The organism is Yinghuangia seranimata, assembly GCF_029953285.1.
Lineage (GTDB): Bacteria > Actinomycetota > Actinomycetes > Streptomycetales > Streptomycetaceae > Yinghuangia > Yinghuangia seranimata.
In genome coordinates, this window is record NZ_JASAOI010000017.1 from 185864 (window position 1) to 200296 (window position 14433).

Genomic DNA, 14433 nt, shown 5'->3' on the forward strand with positions numbered 1-14433 from the left:
GGCAACCCCGCCTCACGTCCCCAGCCTGAACCGGCAGCGCGCTGCCGAAGGGGACACCTGAACCAGTGCTCATAGTCCCGGGCGACCGCAGTAAATGCGGGTGCGTCCGGGGCCATGACCACTCGTCAGATCGCAAGACGAGGCACACGCATCGTGTGCCGGGGCGACCGCCGACACCTTGGCCGGACGGCGGTCGCCCCGTGGGTCGCTCCTACGTGAGAGGAGTACGACCGTGCGAACCATTGTCGCCGGACACACGGTGTTCTCGGATTCCGAGTTCGCCGAGCTGGCGTTGGGCATCGACCCGGAATTGTTCACCGGTGTCGAGGGGGAGAGTGCGAGCGAGCGCACCGCGCGGCTGGATGCCGCGAGGGATGTGCTCGCCGACCTGCGGCGCGAGGACCCCGAGCTCGCCGCGTACGCGGCGGGCCTGTTGGACGAGTCGGCGGAGGTCATCGACCTGCCGGCGCGACGCACCGCCCCGGGGCGGTGGGCGGCGTGACGGAGACCATCTACACGCTGCGCGCCGGCGCCAAGATGGACCGGGCGCGGATCGCCGCGGCGAACGCCGAAGCGTCGGAGAAAACCGCGGCGGCGTCCGTGGTGCAGGCGGAGATGGCGGCGCGCGTCGCGGCGATCCGCCGGCAGCAGGAGCGCGACATCCGCGCGGAGACCGGCCGCGACAAGGCCGAGCAGCGCGCGGCGCGGCGAGCCCGCTGGTCCGCGTCGCTCGCGATGGTGCGCGGGCGTCGGGACTTCACGCTCGTGACCGGCGTCATGACGGCGTCCGTGGGCACCGCGTGGCCGGCGCAGATGGGGTTCTACCTCGCGATGGGCATGCACCCGGTGCTCGCGGTGCTGGTCACCGCGATGACCGAAGGTGCGGCGTGGGCGGGCGCGGCGATGGCCTCCAAGGCGATCGAGGAGCAGCGTCCGGCGGGCATGTACCGGGCGATCACGTGGGGCTCGGCGCTGTTCGCCGCGACCTTGAACGTGGTGCACACGTGGGCCAAGAGCCCCGCGCTCGCCGCGGTGCTCGGCATGGCGAGCCTGCTCGGCGTTTTGCTGTGGGAGGCGTACGCGCACTCGCGCACCCACACCGCCGGCGGGAAGTCCGGCGCGCAGATCCGCGCCGAGATCTACCGCAAGGCACGGTTCCGCAAGGTGGCGCGGCGCACCCGCGACCTGATCGCCGCGGTCCCCGGGATGGACGAGGACGCGGCGTGGGTCATCGCGTGGCGGTCGGTCCACGGGGCCGACCCCGGCGTGACCCACCGGACGCTCAAACAGCACCACAAGGCCGTGGCCGGGATCGCCGAACTCCTCGACAAGGCGCCCGTGGCGAACCCGTGCGCGATCGGACTCAACTCGCTTCAGACGCTGTCCGCGTCGCTCCCGGACATGGCGCCCGGCGGAACGGTCGCCGACTCGCAGCGCGCCGTGCGTGACGCGGTCGTGGTCGCGTTCGATGCGTCGTACCCGATTGAAGAGCTGATCGGCGTTCCCGAGTCGGCGGACGAGTCGGCCGAACAGTCGGGGCCTGAACAGCGCGTTTCCGGCGAATCTCCACAAACCCTCGCAAACGCGAGTCGGCCGACTGGCGCGCGGCGTCGCCCGACCGGTCCGGTGCCGCCGGCCGCGAAGTCGGCCGCGCCGAAGCGCACCGCGGACGAACTGCTCGCGGACGCGCGTCGGATCACCGCCGGGTGGCCGATCGGGCACCTGACCGCCGACCGCATCCGCAAGTCGGTGCGCACATCAGCGGAGTCGGCTCGGACGCTGCGGGACACGCTGCGCGCCGAGCGCGCCGACTCCGCCGCGCCGGAGGACTCCGAAGGTGAGGCGGCATGACCGCCCGACCGGACCGGCCGCGGCTGTTGGACCTGTTCTGCTGCGCTGGCGGCGCGGCCCGCGGCTACCAGCGCGCCGGATGGCACGTGACCGGCGTGGACATCCGTCCGCAACCGCGGTACGCGGGTGACGTGTTCGTACGGGCGGACGCGATCGAGTACGCCGCCGAGTACGGGCACCTCTTCGACGCGATCCACGCGTCTCCGCCGTGCCAGTTCCGGTGCACGCTCAACCGGGGCACCAACCGGTGGCGCGACCACCCGGACCTGATCGGCCCGACCCGGGTCGTCCTGGACGGGCTCGGCGTTCCGTACGCGATGGAGAACGTCCCCGGGTCCGGGATCCGCCGCGACGTCACCTTGTGCGGCGAGATGTTCGGGTTGCTGGTGACCCGTCACCGGTACTTCGAACTCGGCTTCTGGAGCACCGCCAAACCGGCGCACGTCGCCCACCGCGGGCGCACCATCGGGTGGCGGCACGGCGAGTACTTCGGCCCCGAAGACGGTGCCGTCTACTACGCCGTGTACGGCGACGGTGGCGGCAAGGGCACGGTCGCCGAGTGGCAGCACGCCATGGGCATCGACTGGACCGACCAGCGCCGCGAACTCGCCGAGGCGATCCCCCCGGCGTACGGGCAGTGGATCGGGGATCGCCTGCTCGCCGCGGTCACCGGCACGGCCGGTGCCGAGCAGGCGGCATGACCCGGTTCCGCCGCCGCTTCTGGGACCCGACCGGCGCGCGGTACGGACTCCCCACCTACCCGTGGCAGTTGGCCCCTGAGGGACTGGCGACCCGTCGTCAACTCCGCTCGTCGGACCTGCGGCCCGGTGGTCAGGAGCCTGCCGCACAGGTCATGTGGCAGACGCGCCGCGGTGTCCGTGTCGCGTTCCTGTACCTCACCGACCGCGCGCTGCCGGTTCGGCCGATGACCGAGCCGAAGCGCCGCGCGCTCGCCGCGGCGATGCTCGCACGCCGCACCTGCCCGATGTGCCGCACCGACCGCGGTTACGTCATCTCCGTCCGGCTCGGCATGTGCGTGCCGTGCGCGGACTCCTCCGACTCGTACAGCGCCGCCGCATAGTCGCGCGGCCCCGGCCAACGCCTGGACAGCACGCCGGGGCCGCTCCCCAACCTGTGATTGGAGAACCCCCAGCATGACGCACACCGACCTGTTCGGCCCCGACTCGCAGGACAACACCCCTGCCGAGATCGAGGAGCCGACCGCGGAGGTCATCCCCCTCCGCAAGGAGCGCCCGCCCGCCGAACCGGCCAACACGGACCCGGCGGACACCGCCGAGCCCGAGACGGAGCCGGACACCGGCGACGAGGGCGAGCAGGAGACCACGGTTCCTGTAGATGGTCCCGCGCTGGCCCGCCCGTCGTGGCAGCAGGCCATCGCCAGCGGCGAACGGCGCGAGGTGCTGCCGGCATGGCTGCTCTCGCAGGACGAGTTGCGCGAGCGGGCGCGCTGGACCCTGGACCACTTCATGCACGTGTTCGCGTTCCACGCGGTGCGCACGCCGGTCTACGCCGGGACGCTCGCCATCCGCTCGCCGCTCGGCGCGGCGCGGCTGGTCGGCGGTGCGTTCCGGTGGGTGTCGGATGCGGACTCCCGTCCGATCCGGGCGAACGCCATTGCGCACAACGACGCCGCCGAGTACCTGCGGCTCGCCAAGCACCGCGACGGCAAGGTGCGGTTGCGGCTGACGATCCTGCTCGCGGCGATGCTCGGCACCGCCGTGCTGTTGACCGCGCTCATCGTGGCCGGGCCGACGTGGGGCACGCTGCTCGCGCTCGCCGGGATCGTCGGCGGTCTCGGGTGGTTCGGCGCCCCGCAGGACCGGCCGCTCATCGGCCCCGCGGTGGTCAAGCCGCAGGTCCAGAAGCTCACCAGCCACATCGTGCTGCGGGCACTCGGCGCGCTCGGGATCGCCGAGATCAACAAGGCCGTGACCAAGGGGTGGGGGCCGCGGGCGTTCGTCGCCCCGATCACCCGCGACGGCCCCGGATGGCGCGCGGATGTCGACCTGCCGTACGGCGTCACGGCAGTGGACATCATCGAGCGGCGGGACCGGCTCGCATCCGGTCTGCGCCGGCCGATGGGCTGCGTGTGGCCCGAGCCCGTCCACACGCAGCACACCGGACGGCTGGTCATCTGGGTTGGCGACCAGGACATGAACCAGCTCAAGCAGCCCGAGTGGCCGCTGGCGAAGTCCGGTACCGCGTCGCTGTTCAAGCCGATCCCGTTCGGCACCGACCAGCGCGGGCGCACGGTCGCGTTCACGCTGATGTTCGCGAACATGCTGATCGGCGCCATGCCCAGGTTCGGCAAGACGTTCTCGCTGCGCGTGGCGATGCTCGCGGTGGCGCTGGACGTGCTCGCCGAGCTGCACACCTGGGAGCTGAAGGGCACCGGCGACCTTGAGGCCCCGGGCCGGGTGTCGCACACCTACGGCTCGGGCCCGGACGACGAGACCCTTGCCGGCTGCATGGACATGCTCCGGTACGTCTACGGCGACCTGGAGCGCCGCGCGAAGGTGATCCGGGGCCTGCCCCGGGACGTCTGCCCGGAGAACAAGGTCACCCCGGAGCTGTCCGCGAAGAAGTCGCTGCGGCTGCACCCGCTCGTCGTGGCGATCGACGAGTGCCAAGAGCTGTTCTCGCACCCGAAGTTCGGGGCGGAAGCGGCCGACCTGTGCACCGGCATCATCAAGCGCGGTCCCGCGCTCGGCGTCATCCTGCTGCTGGCGACGCAGCGCCCGGACAAGGACTCCATGCCCACCGGCGTCTCCGCGAACGTGGGCATCCGCTTCTGTCTGCGGGTGATGGGTCAGACCGAGAACGACATGGTGCTGGGCACCTCGTCGTACAAGAACGGCCTGCGTGCCACGACGTTCACCCGCGCGGACACCGGGATCGGGTACCTCGTCGGGCACGCCACGGACGCCGAGATCGTCCGCTCGTTCTACATCGACGGACCTACCGCGGACCGGATCTGCGAGCGCGCCCGCGCCGCGCGGATCGCCGCGGGCACCCTGTCCGGCTACGCCGCCGGCGAGACCACCGGTACCGAGCAGACGCCCGCGCATGACCTGCTCGCGGACGTGCTCGCGGTCGTCCCCGCGTCCGAGGAACGGGTGTGGAACGAGACCGTGGTGGACCGGCTCGCCGAGCTGCGGCCGGACGCCTACGGCCCGTGGGCCACGCTCGGGACCAAGGCCAAGTCCGCGCAACTCACCGCGGCGCTCAAGCCGCACGGTGTGGCGGTCGATCAGGTCTGGGGCACCGACGAGACCACCGGCAAGGGTGCGAACCGGCGCGGGATCGAGCGCGAGCACATCGCCGCGGCCATCACGAAGCGTGACGCTCGGCGCCGCTCGGACTGACCGGAGGTGGCTGCTAGGTCTAGCAGCATCCCTTGCTAGACCTAGCAGCCTTGCTAGCAACCCATTCCCGCGCTGATCAGCGCACTAGTCCCTAGCACCGCCATGCCCGGAACCAGCGAAAACGCCCTCCGGAGGCCCCTGATGACCCCTAACGCGCTCGCTAGCCTGCTCGTCCTCGCCCTGCCCGCCGGTTACGCACTGTTGTGCTGGCTCAGCCCGTTCACGGCGTGCCGGTTCTGCGACGGCACCGGCAACCACGTCTCGTGGTGGGACCGCAGGCAGGCCCGGACCAACCCGAACCACAAGCCCAAGCGCCGCATCCGCAAGCCGTGCCGCCGCTGCAAGGGCACCGGCGCCCGGCTCCGGATCGGCCGCCGCATCCACAACGCCGGCCGCCGCCTGCACCACGACGGCACCCGCTGACCACCCACCCGAGCACCACCCTGACAAAGCATCAGGAGACTGCCATGGGAACCGACTTCTACACCCTCGCCGCGGGCGACGGAACCACGCCCGCCGGAACCACCGGCGGCACGGTCACCCTCGCCATGCCGGTCATCTGCATCATCCTCGCCGCGGTCCTGCTCGCGAACGGCAAGGCCCCCAGGCTCGCCGGGTTCCTGCTGTTCATCGCCGGCGTCGGCCTGTCCGGCACGCAGTTCGCCGGATCGCTGTCGACGTCCACGCACGCGATGTTCACCAGCATCGTCGACGGGTTCACCAACGCCCTGTCCTGACCCGGCCGCCCGCCGTGGCCCCGGAGCACCCCACGTGCCCCGGGACCGCGGGGGACGACCGGACGGACCGGTCTCCCACTCGGGAGGCACACCCCATGCGCATCCGACGCTGGTTCATCTACCGCGAGCACGGCGCGCTGCACATCGAGCGCGGCGCCGACCCGAAGTGCCGCCACTGCAACGGCGACGGGGGGTGGTTCGTGGGCGGCATCCTCCCGGACGAACCGGAGTTCGCCGCGTGCCCCTGCAGCGACGGCCCGTCGCTCCGTATCCGCTACCGCCCGCTGCGCCGCCGCACCACGGGCCCGGTCGGCGACCCGTGGCTGAGCCACCAGTCCCGCTTCTAACCCCTGCACTTCACCTGTGAGAGGAGCAAGGCCGTGGCCAACAACGCCACCTACCTGACCATCACCGGGAACCTCACCCGCGATCCCGAGATGGCGTACACCACGTCCGGCGTGGCCCGGACCCGGCTCGCCATCGCGGTCACCCCGCGCCGCTTCGACAAGAACGCGGGCGAGTGGACCGACGGAGAGACCACCTACTGGGAGTGCACCCTGTGGCGCGGGCTCGCGGAGAACGCCGCGGAGTCGCTGCGCAAAGGGGCCCGCGTCATCGCCACCGGCACCGTGACCACCCAGAGGTGGGACGACAAGGAGACCGGCGAGCCGCGGTCCCGCGTCGTGCTCGACCTGGAGGACATCGGCCCTTCCCTGACGTGGGCCACCGCGAGCGTCAGTAAGGCCACCCGCTCCCGCGCGTCCGGACCGGCGCGCGACCAGTGGTCCAGCGAGCCGCCCGCGCAGGACGAACCGCCGTTCTAGCCGCGCCCCGGGGCACCCGCCACTTCCGCCAAGAACCGCCGGGTGCCCCGGGTCTCTCACCGCCCCTCACAGGGCAGACAGGAGACCTCCAGCATGACCCATGGCTCGCTCATGCGTCCCGTGGCGGAGCGTGGCGGTACGCCCGTTCCGCAGAACCTCACGGGCCCGGTGTGCTCGCGATGGACCGGCCATCCCTGCCCCCAGACGGTGGGGCTGCGCCGCTTCACGAACGGGCACTTCTGCCCCAACCACGCGCCGCGTGGCGGGCACTACGCGCCCGACCCGAACCCGCTCAAGTCGGCCGCGCTCGTCTACGCCGCCCGCGGGTGGCACGTCTTCCCGCTCGTCCCCGGCCAGAAGCGCCCGGCGGTCTCGGACTGGGAGAACCGCGCGACCACGAACCGGGCTCGTATCGATCGGTGCTGGGACCACGCCGCGTACAACGTCGGGATCGCCACCGGCCCGAGCGGGCTGGTCGTGGTGGACCTGGACGTGCCCAAGAACGGCGAAGAGCCGAAGGAACCGTGGTCGAGTCGCAACGTCGCGTGCGGGGCGGATGTGCTCGCGGTCATCGCCGACGAGCACCAGGCGGCATACCCGCACGGCACCTTCACCGTGTCGACGCCGAGCAGGGGAACGCACCTGTACTTCGCGGCGCCCGCCGGGGCCGAGCTGCGGAACACGTGCGGCTCGCTCGGGTGGAAGGTCGACACCCGAGCCCACGGCGGGTACGTCGTCGCCGCGGGCAGCACCGTGGACCGCACGCCGTACACGGTGGTTCCCGACTGCGACCCGGCACCCGCGCCGCTTCCGGCGTGGCTCGCCGAACTGCTGCTGCCCAAGCCGCTCCCGCCGCAGAAGCCCGTCGTCCTGACCCTGCCGAACGACCGGCGTGGCGCGTACGTCAACGCCGCGGTCAACGCCCAAGTCGGGTACGTACTCAAGTCCGGCGACGACGAGCACAACACCGCGCTGTACCGCTCGGCGTGCGCGCTCGGACAGCTCGTCGCCGGCGGCGCGCTCGCCGAGCAGCAGGCCATGACCGCGCTCGCGAACGCCGCGGCGCAGGTCGGTCAAGGCTCACGGGAAGCGGAACGGACGATCCGCTCCGGGCTCAAGGCCGGGGCGAAGCGCCCGCGGTCGGTGGCGGCATGAGCACCGCGCCGCGCCCCGCGCTCGCCGAGCACCTGCACGCGGTCCCCGCCGATCCACAGCCTGTGGACGGAGCGCCGGCCGCGCCGGGGCGGCGCACCGCGTGGACCGCCGACGAGCTGATGGCCATGGACTTCCCCGAACCGCGATGGGCGGTACCGGGCATCCTGTCCGAGGGCGTCAACCTCCTATGTGGCCCGCCCAAGGTCGGCAAGTCCTGGATGTCGCTCGGACTCGGGCTGTCCGTCGCGGCCGGCGGAGTCGCGTTCGAGTCCATCCCCGTGGATGGCGGACCGGTGCTCTACCTCGCTCTGGAGGACACGCCCCGGCGGCTCAAGACGCGCATGGGCAAGCTCCTGCAAGGCCGTTCGGCGCCACCCGGGCTGACCCTCGCGACGCAATGCCCGCCGCTGCCTGAAGGCGGGACAAAGGCCATCGCGGATTGGCTCGCGCGGCACCCCGACGCGCGCATGGTCGTCATCGACGTGTTCGCCAAGGTCCGCGGCAACGCTCCGCCCGGAGCGTCCGCGTACGACGCGGACTACGCCGCAGTGGGCCACGCCAAGCGGCTCGCCGACGACCACGCCATCGCTGTCGTGCTCGTCCACCACGTCCGCAAGGCGGGCTCGGATGACTTCCTCGCGGAGGTCTCCGGCACCAACGGCCTTGCGGGCGCCGCAGACGCAACGCTCGTCCTGCGCCGCGGACGCGGGCAGGCAGACGGCGTGCTGCACGTCACCGGCCGCGACGTCGACGAGTCCGAGTACGCCCTGACCCTGCAAGCCGAAACCGGGTCATGGAAGTTGCTCCACGGGCGTGCCGACGAGCACACCATGGGCGACACCCGCACCGCGATCCTGCGGCATGTCCGGGACAACCCTGGCGTGCGGCCGAAGGACATCGCGAGCACGCTCCCGCACCTCGATCCGGACACCGTGCGGAAGACCTGCACCCGAATGGCGATCGACGGTCAGATCCGGCGGGACGGCTCCGGCCGGTGCTACGCGGACTCCGCCGAGCAGGGCGTGTCCCAGGTGTCCGCCGTGTCCGACTGTCCGGACACGGCCATTGACCAGCACGAACGGCCCGGACAGCTCAACATCGGCAGTGTCCGGTCTGCCACAACGAACGGGGGAAGCAACTGATGAGCAACCCGGACGAGAAGCTCCCGCTGCGGGCCGTACTGAAGGAGATGGGCGTCTCCCGGGCCGCGTTCTACCGGATGCGTGCACGTGGTCAGGCTCCGACGCTCATCAAGATGCCGAACGGTCATCTCCGCGTGCGCCGCGCGGAGATGGACCGGTGGTGGGACGGACTCGAAGAGACCGCGTAAGCGAGCCGCTTGGGCCCGTGTGCATCCGCGCACGGGCCCTTCGCATGCCCTGGAAAGGAAGTCATGCCCAAGCCGAGCTTTGACGTGCGGATCTGGGAGATCCGTGTGCGCAAGGGGAAGACCGGCCGCACGTCGGCCGAAGTCCGTTGGAAGGTCGCCGGTACCGCGTTCTCCGAGACGTTCCGGACGAAGACTCTCGCCGATGGCCGCCGCGCCGAGTTGCTGCGCGCGCTGCACGGGGGTGAGCCGTTCGACGCCGTGACTGGTCTGCCGATGTCCGAGATCCGCATCCGCGATGACGTGGCGTGGTACGTCCACGCGCGCGAGTACATCGAGATGAAGTGGCCGACGGCGCCGGCGAAGACGCGGACCACGCTCGCCGATGCGCTCGCCACGGCAACGCCCGTGCTGGTCAAGGACCGTCGCGGCATGCCGGACAAGGCGCTCCTACGGCGCGCGCTGTACGGGTGGGCGTTCAACGTCAACCGATGGGAGGAGGAACCGCCCGAGGACATCGCCAACGCGCTCACGTGGGTGGAAGCGCATTCACTGCCGATGAGCGCGCTGGATGACGCCCCGATCATCCGGAAGGCCCTGACCGCGTTCACGCTTCGCCTGGATGGGACGGACGCGTCCGCGTCCACGGTCCGGCGTAAGCGCGCCATCTTCCACAACTCCCTTGGATACGCAGTGGAGATGTCGCGACTGAAGTCGAATCCGCTGCACGCGGTGCAGTGGAAGGCGCCTGACACGGCGACGGAAGTGGAGCCGGCCGCCGTGGTCAACCCCCGGCAGGCGCGGGTGCTTCTGGATGCCGTCCGGGCGCAGAGCAAGCGCGGCGAGCACCTCGAAGCGTTCTTCGGGTGCCTGTACTACGGCGCCATGCGGCCCGCGGAAGCGGTCTGGCTGCGCGTGGAGAACTGCTACCTGCCCAAGCATGGGTGGGGTGTCCTGCGCCTGGATGGGTCCCGTCCGCGCGTCGGATCCGCGTGGACCGACAACCGCAAGGCGCACGACGTCCGCGCGCTCAAGTGGCGCGCCAAGAAGGTCACACGCCCGGTACCGATCCCTCCGGGGATGGTCGCGATGCTGCGCTGGCACGTCTACCGGTACGGCGTCGCGCCGGACGGGCGGCTCTTCCGCACCGCGCGCGGCGGCATCGTGCAGGAGAGCGGGTACGGCGAGGTATGGGCCAAGGCGCGCGCGGCGGCTCTCACGCCGCAACAGGTCGCCTCACCACTCGGCGCACGCCCGTACGACCTGCGACACGCCGGGGTGTCCCTGTGGCTCAACTCCGGGGTAGACCCGGCGGAAGTCGCCAAGCGCGCGGGGCACAGCATCGCCGTGTTGCTCAAGGTCTACGCCAAGTGCATGGACGGCGGGACCGACGCGGCGAACAAGCGGATCACCGACGCGTTCGGCGAGTGGGAGTGACGGGCAATCCGCGGTCCGTCCGCGTCCACAGATAGGCCGCACGCGCTGGACAACACGGGATTTCCGCCGAGACAAGGTGAGACAGTCCCGGCATTTCAGGCACCGGACTGAGTGAGCAAACGAGACAGCCCCTGACCGCAAACATGCTGGTCAGGGGCTGTTTTTCGTGGGTGGCGGGTGCAGGGTTCGAACCTGCGTAGGCATCAGCCGACAGATTTACAGTCTGCTCCCTTTGGCCACTCGGGCAACCCGCCGGGATGTCTCCGCTGGGCGGCGACGGGGATAACAATAGCGGACGTCCGGGGGTGCTCCGCCACTCGGTTGATTTCGGGTGGGCTGTGGCGTGGGGGGCGGGAGGCGGGTCGGCGTGGATACGCTGGGGAGTCGCGCGTCCGGTGGTGCGGGGTCGTGGGCCCGGCCTGGGTGCGCGGATTCCCCAGCCTCACAGAAAGCGATGCGGACCCTTGGCTGACTCCTCTTTCGACATCGTGTCCAAGGTCGACCGGCAGGAGGTCGACAACGCGCTCAACCAGGCGGCGAAGGAGATCTCGCAGCGCTTCGACTTCAAGAACGTCGGGGCGCAGATCGCCTGGTCGGGCGAGCAGATCGAGATGCGCGCGAACACCGAGGAGCGGGTGAAGGCGATCCTCGACGTGTTCCTGTCCAAGCTCGTCAAGCGCGGTATCTCGCTGAAGGCCTTCGACGCCGGTGACCCGAAGCTGTCCGGCAAGGAGTACCGGATCTCCGGCGGTATGCAGGAGGGCATCTCGCAGGAGAACGCGAAGAAGGTGTCCAAGATCATCCGGGACGAGGGCCCCAAGAGCATCAAGGCCCAGATCCAGGGCGACGAGCTGCGGGTGAGCTCGAAGAGCCGGGACGACCTGCAGGAGGTCATCGCGCTGCTCAAGGGCAAGGATCTCGACTTCGCCTTGCAGTTTGTGAACTACCGGTAGGCGGTTGTCGGCAGGTGGCTCTGCCGACTGCTTGTCGGCGGGCGGCTACTGGTGGCGCCTATGGCGCTTCAGGCCGCGTGACCCGCGTGGGGCGGGGTGGTTTCAGGGCCACCCCGCCCCACGGGCTTTTTCCGGCGGGGTCAGGTGTGCGTCGCCGGGTGGGTCAGCGGGTGGGTTGTCATGCGGGCGACGGGTGGGGCGTCGTCGGGGTCGGTGCCGGCGAGGACGGCGGCGGTGCGGGCCGGGACCAGGGTCTCGTCGAGGCGGCCGGTGAAGCCGTCGTACAGGACGCGCAGGGCGCCCTCGTAGGCGAACGGGACCAGGCGCTGCCCGGTGGCCAGCAGGGTCTGGGCGATCTGGAAGGTCTCGAGGAAGAGGGTCCGGAAGCGCGCGACGCGGCTGGCGGGGGTGACCGGCCAACGGGCGATGACGGTGCGGTAGGCGTCCTCGTAGCGGCCGAGCTGGTCGAGGTGCGCGTCGGTGCGGCCGGTGACGGCGACGTCCTCGAGTGCGCGGTGGAAGACCACGCCCGGCTCGGGCGTGCGTTCGAAGCACCACCCGCGGTCGTGGATGAGCCGCAGCCACAGCGACCAGTCGACGAGCACCGGCAGCTCGGGGTCGAAGCGGAACCACGACGCGGGCCCGTGCACCGCCGGGTTGCGGCACACCACGGCGGACGTGGGCACGAAGTTCGCGACCGCGAGCATGCCGGGGTCGTACGGAAAGTCGTAGCGGCACGGCGAGACGTCCGGCAGCCCGCCCGGGGCGCAGCGCCCCTCGGTGAGCACGCAGTCGGCGTAGACCACGTCCGCGCCCGACGTCTCCAGCGCCCTGATAGCGCGTTCGAGGTGCCCGGGCAGGTACATGTCGTCGTCGTCAAGGAAGGCGACGTAGCGGCCCGAGGCGATCTCCAGGCCGGCGTTGCGGGCCGCCGCCTGGCCGCGCGGGCGCGGGTGGGACAGCAGCCGCACGGTGACGCCGGGGACGCCGAGCGGCAGCGCGGCCGCGATGTCGCCGCCCCCGTCGTTGACGACGACGATCTCGATCCCGGGCAGGTCCTGCATCGCGATGCTGCGCAACGCGTCCGCCAAGGACTCCGGGCGGTCTCGGGTGGGGACGATGACGCTCACCGTTGCCGGCACGGCATCCCTCCGAAGGGTCGGCTTCCCCGTGGCTGCACTGAGGCCGAGGCTCGACTCGCGTACGCGCGGGGCGTATGAGCGGACTATCGGCAGGACGGCCGGGCGGATTCAGCGCGGGGCGTCCGGTTCACCCGGAAGGCGCGGGAGAGCACCCTCACGAGTTAAGCCCCGGGCCGCCCCGCACGCGAGTCGAGCCCCGCGCGGCCCGGGCCCGCTCAGCCGTACACGTAGCGCGGGTCGTCGGTGGAGACGATCTCGCGGCCGAGCGGGGTGAGCGAGATCGGGATCATCTTGAAGTTCGCCAGGCCCAACGGGATGCCGATGATGGTGATGCACAGCGCCAGGCCGGTGACCAGGTGGCCGATCGCCAGCCACCACCCGCACAGGATGATCCACAAGACGTTCCCGATCATGGACCCGACGCCCGCGGTGTCCTTCCACACCACCGTCCGGCCGAAGGGCCACAGGGCGTACGCCGCCATGCGGAAGGCCGCGATCCCGAACGGGATCGTGATGACCAGGAAGAACAACACGAAGCAGATGAGGCCCGCGATGACGTAGGCGATCGCCATCCACAGCCCGCACAGCACCAGCCAGATGATGTTGAGCAGCGTCTTCATGCGGGATGAATGCCCTGGTTGAGGCGAGATGTACCGCATGATCGCGACCGGGTTCGCCCGGACGCGAGGACGGTCAGCGCCCGGCCATCGCCTCGAGGCGCCGGATCCGCTCGTCCATCGGCGGGTGCGTCGAGAACATCTTCGTCAGCCCCTGCCCCCGCCGGAACGGGTTGGCGATCATCAGCGAGCTGGTCGCCTCGATGCGCGGCTCGGCGGGCAGCGGCAGCTGCTGGGTGCCCGCCTCGAGCTTGCGCAGCGCGCTGGCGAGGGCGAGCGGGTCGCCGGTCAGCTGGGCGCCGGACGAGTCGGCCTGGTACTCGCGGCTGCGGCTGATGGCGAGCTGGATGAGCGACGCCGCGATCGGCCCGAGGATCATCATCAGCAGCAACCCGAGCAGGCCCGGGCCCTCGTCGTCGTCGCCGCGGCCGATCGGGATCAGCCACGCGAAGTTGACGAGGAACATGATGACGCTGGCGAGCGCGCCCGCGACCGACGAGATGAGGATGTCGCGGTTGTAGACGTGCGCGAGCTCGTGGCCGATCACACCGCGCAGTTCGCGCTCGTCGAGGATGCGCAGGATGCCGGTGGTGCAGCAGACCGCGGCGTTGCGCGGGTTGCGGCCGGTGGCGAACGCGTTGGGCGCCTCGGTCGGCGAGATGTACAGCCGCGGCATGGGCTGCCGCGCCTGCGTCGACAGCTCGCGCACGATCCGGTACAGGCCGGGGTTCTCCGCCTCGCTGACGGGCCGGGCGCGCATCGAGCGCAGCGCGATCTTGTCGCTGTTGAAGTACGCGTAGCCGTTCGTGGCGAGCGCGACGATGAACGCGATGATCAGGCCGGTCCGGCCGAACGCGCTGCCGATCAGCAGGATGACCGCGGACATGCCGCCGAGCAGGGCGGCGGTCTTGAGCCCGTTGTGCTGGCGGTGCACGGCGAGTCCTCTCGGGGTGGCGGGGCGCTGGATCTCACCAGGGGAACGTCGGAACAAATCGCATGGTTCC

General features: G+C 71.0%; 17 protein-coding genes and 1 tRNA gene. 14 read left to right on the forward strand and 4 right to left on the reverse strand.

The genetic code is table 11. The features are described from left to right. Positions 1-232: 232 nt before the first annotated feature. From QI554_RS12350 to QI554_RS12410, 13 genes are all read left to right on the forward strand, one after another. Positions 233-502, forward strand: coding sequence for a hypothetical protein (locus QI554_RS12350; RefSeq protein ID WP_281469195.1), 270 nt, complete (start codon positions 233-235; stop codon positions 500-502). Continuing rightward, on the forward strand, positions 499-1851 hold the full coding sequence (locus tag QI554_RS12355; RefSeq protein WP_281469197.1) for a hypothetical protein: 1353 nt from the start codon (positions 499-501) through the stop codon (positions 1849-1851). Before QI554_RS12350 ends, QI554_RS12355 begins: the two co-directional genes overlap by 4 nt. After that, entirely contained in the window at positions 1848-2552 is a 705-nt protein-coding gene (locus tag QI554_RS12360; protein ID WP_281469199.1) for a DNA cytosine methyltransferase, read from the forward strand. The genes QI554_RS12355 and QI554_RS12360 overlap by 4 nt, the downstream gene beginning before the upstream one ends. After that, positions 2549-2932, forward strand: a complete 384-nt coding sequence (locus tag QI554_RS12365) for an RRQRL motif-containing zinc-binding protein (RefSeq protein ID WP_281469201.1) — start codon at positions 2549-2551, stop codon at positions 2930-2932. Before QI554_RS12360 ends, QI554_RS12365 begins: the two co-directional genes overlap by 4 nt. A 73-nt stretch (positions 2933-3005) precedes the next feature. Continuing rightward, entirely contained in the window at positions 3006-5237 is a 2232-nt protein-coding gene (locus QI554_RS12370; RefSeq protein WP_281469203.1) for a P-loop NTPase family protein, read from the forward strand. Positions 5238-5378: 141 nt separating this feature from the next. Next, positions 5379-5660 (forward strand): hypothetical protein, encoded by a 282-nt coding sequence (locus QI554_RS12375; RefSeq protein WP_281469205.1) that lies wholly within the window; start codon positions 5379-5381, stop codon positions 5658-5660. Positions 5661-5704: 44 nt separating this feature from the next. Continuing rightward, the gene (locus QI554_RS12380; protein ID WP_281469207.1) at positions 5705-5974 is read left to right on the forward strand and encodes a hypothetical protein; all 270 of its coding nucleotides are present in this window, start codon (positions 5705-5707) and stop codon (positions 5972-5974) included. A 95-nt stretch (positions 5975-6069) separates the two neighbouring features. Next, positions 6070-6321 carry a hypothetical protein gene (locus tag QI554_RS12385; protein ID WP_281469208.1) on the forward strand — a complete coding sequence of 84 codons (252 nt, stop codon included), beginning with the start codon at positions 6070-6072 and terminating at the stop codon, positions 6319-6321. 33 nt (positions 6322-6354) lie between these two features. After that, the gene (ssb, locus tag QI554_RS12390; protein ID WP_281469210.1) at positions 6355-6798 is read left to right on the forward strand and encodes a single-stranded DNA-binding protein; all 444 of its coding nucleotides are present in this window, start codon (positions 6355-6357) and stop codon (positions 6796-6798) included. Positions 6799-6891: 93 nt separating this feature from the next. Continuing rightward, positions 6892-7953: a bifunctional DNA primase/polymerase gene (locus tag QI554_RS12395; protein WP_281469211.1), complete on the forward strand. Its 1062-nt coding sequence runs from the start codon at positions 6892-6894 to the stop codon at positions 7951-7953. Further along, positions 7950-9095 (forward strand): AAA family ATPase, encoded by a 1146-nt coding sequence (locus QI554_RS12400; protein WP_281469213.1) that lies wholly within the window; start codon positions 7950-7952, stop codon positions 9093-9095. The genes QI554_RS12395 and QI554_RS12400 overlap by 4 nt, the downstream gene beginning before the upstream one ends. Further along, positions 9095-9283, forward strand: coding sequence for a helix-turn-helix transcriptional regulator (locus tag QI554_RS12405; protein WP_281469215.1), 189 nt, complete (start codon positions 9095-9097; stop codon positions 9281-9283). The genes QI554_RS12400 and QI554_RS12405 overlap by 1 nt, the downstream gene beginning before the upstream one ends. A gap of 63 nt (positions 9284-9346) precedes the next feature. Next, entirely contained in the window at positions 9347-10717 is a 1371-nt protein-coding gene (locus tag QI554_RS12410) for a tyrosine-type recombinase/integrase (RefSeq protein ID WP_281469217.1), read from the forward strand. Between the two features lie 171 nt (positions 10718-10888). Here QI554_RS12410 and QI554_RS12415 read toward each other — a convergent pair. Next, a tRNA-Tyr gene (locus QI554_RS12415) sits at positions 10889-10971 on the reverse strand. 210 nt (positions 10972-11181) lie between these two features. On the opposite strand from QI554_RS12415, the gene QI554_RS12420 reads away from it, so the two are divergent. Further along, a complete protein-coding gene (locus QI554_RS12420) occupies positions 11182-11670 on the forward strand; it encodes a YajQ family cyclic di-GMP-binding protein (protein ID WP_281469219.1) in 489 nt (162 codons plus the stop codon). Positions 11671-11810: 140 nt separating this feature from the next. Here the strand turns inward: QI554_RS12420 and QI554_RS12425 are convergent, their stop codons facing one another. The 3 genes from QI554_RS12425 to htpX form a co-directional block, all read right to left on the reverse strand. Then, positions 11811-12812, reverse strand: a complete 1002-nt coding sequence (locus tag QI554_RS12425) for a glycosyltransferase family 2 protein (protein WP_281469221.1) — start codon at positions 12810-12812, stop codon at positions 11811-11813. A 215-nt stretch (positions 12813-13027) separates the two neighbouring features. Next, positions 13028-13432, reverse strand: a complete 405-nt coding sequence (locus QI554_RS12430; RefSeq protein ID WP_281469223.1) for a YccF domain-containing protein — start codon at positions 13430-13432, stop codon at positions 13028-13030. A gap of 73 nt (positions 13433-13505) precedes the next feature. After that, complete coding sequence (htpX, locus tag QI554_RS12435) at positions 13506-14363, reverse strand: zinc metalloprotease HtpX (protein WP_281469225.1); 858 nt, start codon at positions 14361-14363, stop codon at positions 13506-13508. Positions 14364-14433 lie beyond the last annotated feature (70 nt).

Excerpts from the sequence above, each read along its gene's own strand:
- QI554_RS12385 (WP_281469208.1), top strand. The coding sequence starts at position 6,070 with ATGCGCATCCGACGCTGGTTCATCTACCGCGAGCACGGCGCGCTGCAC.
- QI554_RS12365 (WP_281469201.1), top strand. The coding sequence starts at position 2,549 with ATGACCCGGTTCCGCCGCCGCTTCTGGGACCCGACCGGCGCGCGGTAC.
- QI554_RS12375 (WP_281469205.1), top strand. The coding sequence starts at position 5,379 with ATGACCCCTAACGCGCTCGCTAGCCTGCTCGTCCTCGCCCTGCCCGCC.
- QI554_RS12430 (WP_281469223.1), bottom strand. The coding sequence starts at position 13,432 with ATGAAGACGCTGCTCAACATCATCTGGCTGGTGCTGTGCGGGCTGTGG.
- QI554_RS12395 (WP_281469211.1), top strand. The coding sequence starts at position 6,892 with ATGACCCATGGCTCGCTCATGCGTCCCGTGGCGGAGCGTGGCGGTACG.
- QI554_RS12405 (WP_281469215.1), top strand. The coding sequence starts at position 9,095 with ATGAGCAACCCGGACGAGAAGCTCCCGCTGCGGGCCGTACTGAAGGAG.
- QI554_RS12400 (WP_281469213.1), top strand. The coding sequence starts at position 7,950 with ATGAGCACCGCGCCGCGCCCCGCGCTCGCCGAGCACCTGCACGCGGTC.
- QI554_RS12410 (WP_281469217.1), top strand. The coding sequence starts at position 9,347 with ATGCCCAAGCCGAGCTTTGACGTGCGGATCTGGGAGATCCGTGTGCGC.
- QI554_RS12360 (WP_281469199.1), top strand. The coding sequence starts at position 1,848 with ATGACCGCCCGACCGGACCGGCCGCGGCTGTTGGACCTGTTCTGCTGC.
- QI554_RS12380 (WP_281469207.1), top strand. The coding sequence starts at position 5,705 with ATGGGAACCGACTTCTACACCCTCGCCGCGGGCGACGGAACCACGCCC.
- QI554_RS12370 (WP_281469203.1), top strand. The coding sequence starts at position 3,006 with ATGACGCACACCGACCTGTTCGGCCCCGACTCGCAGGACAACACCCCT.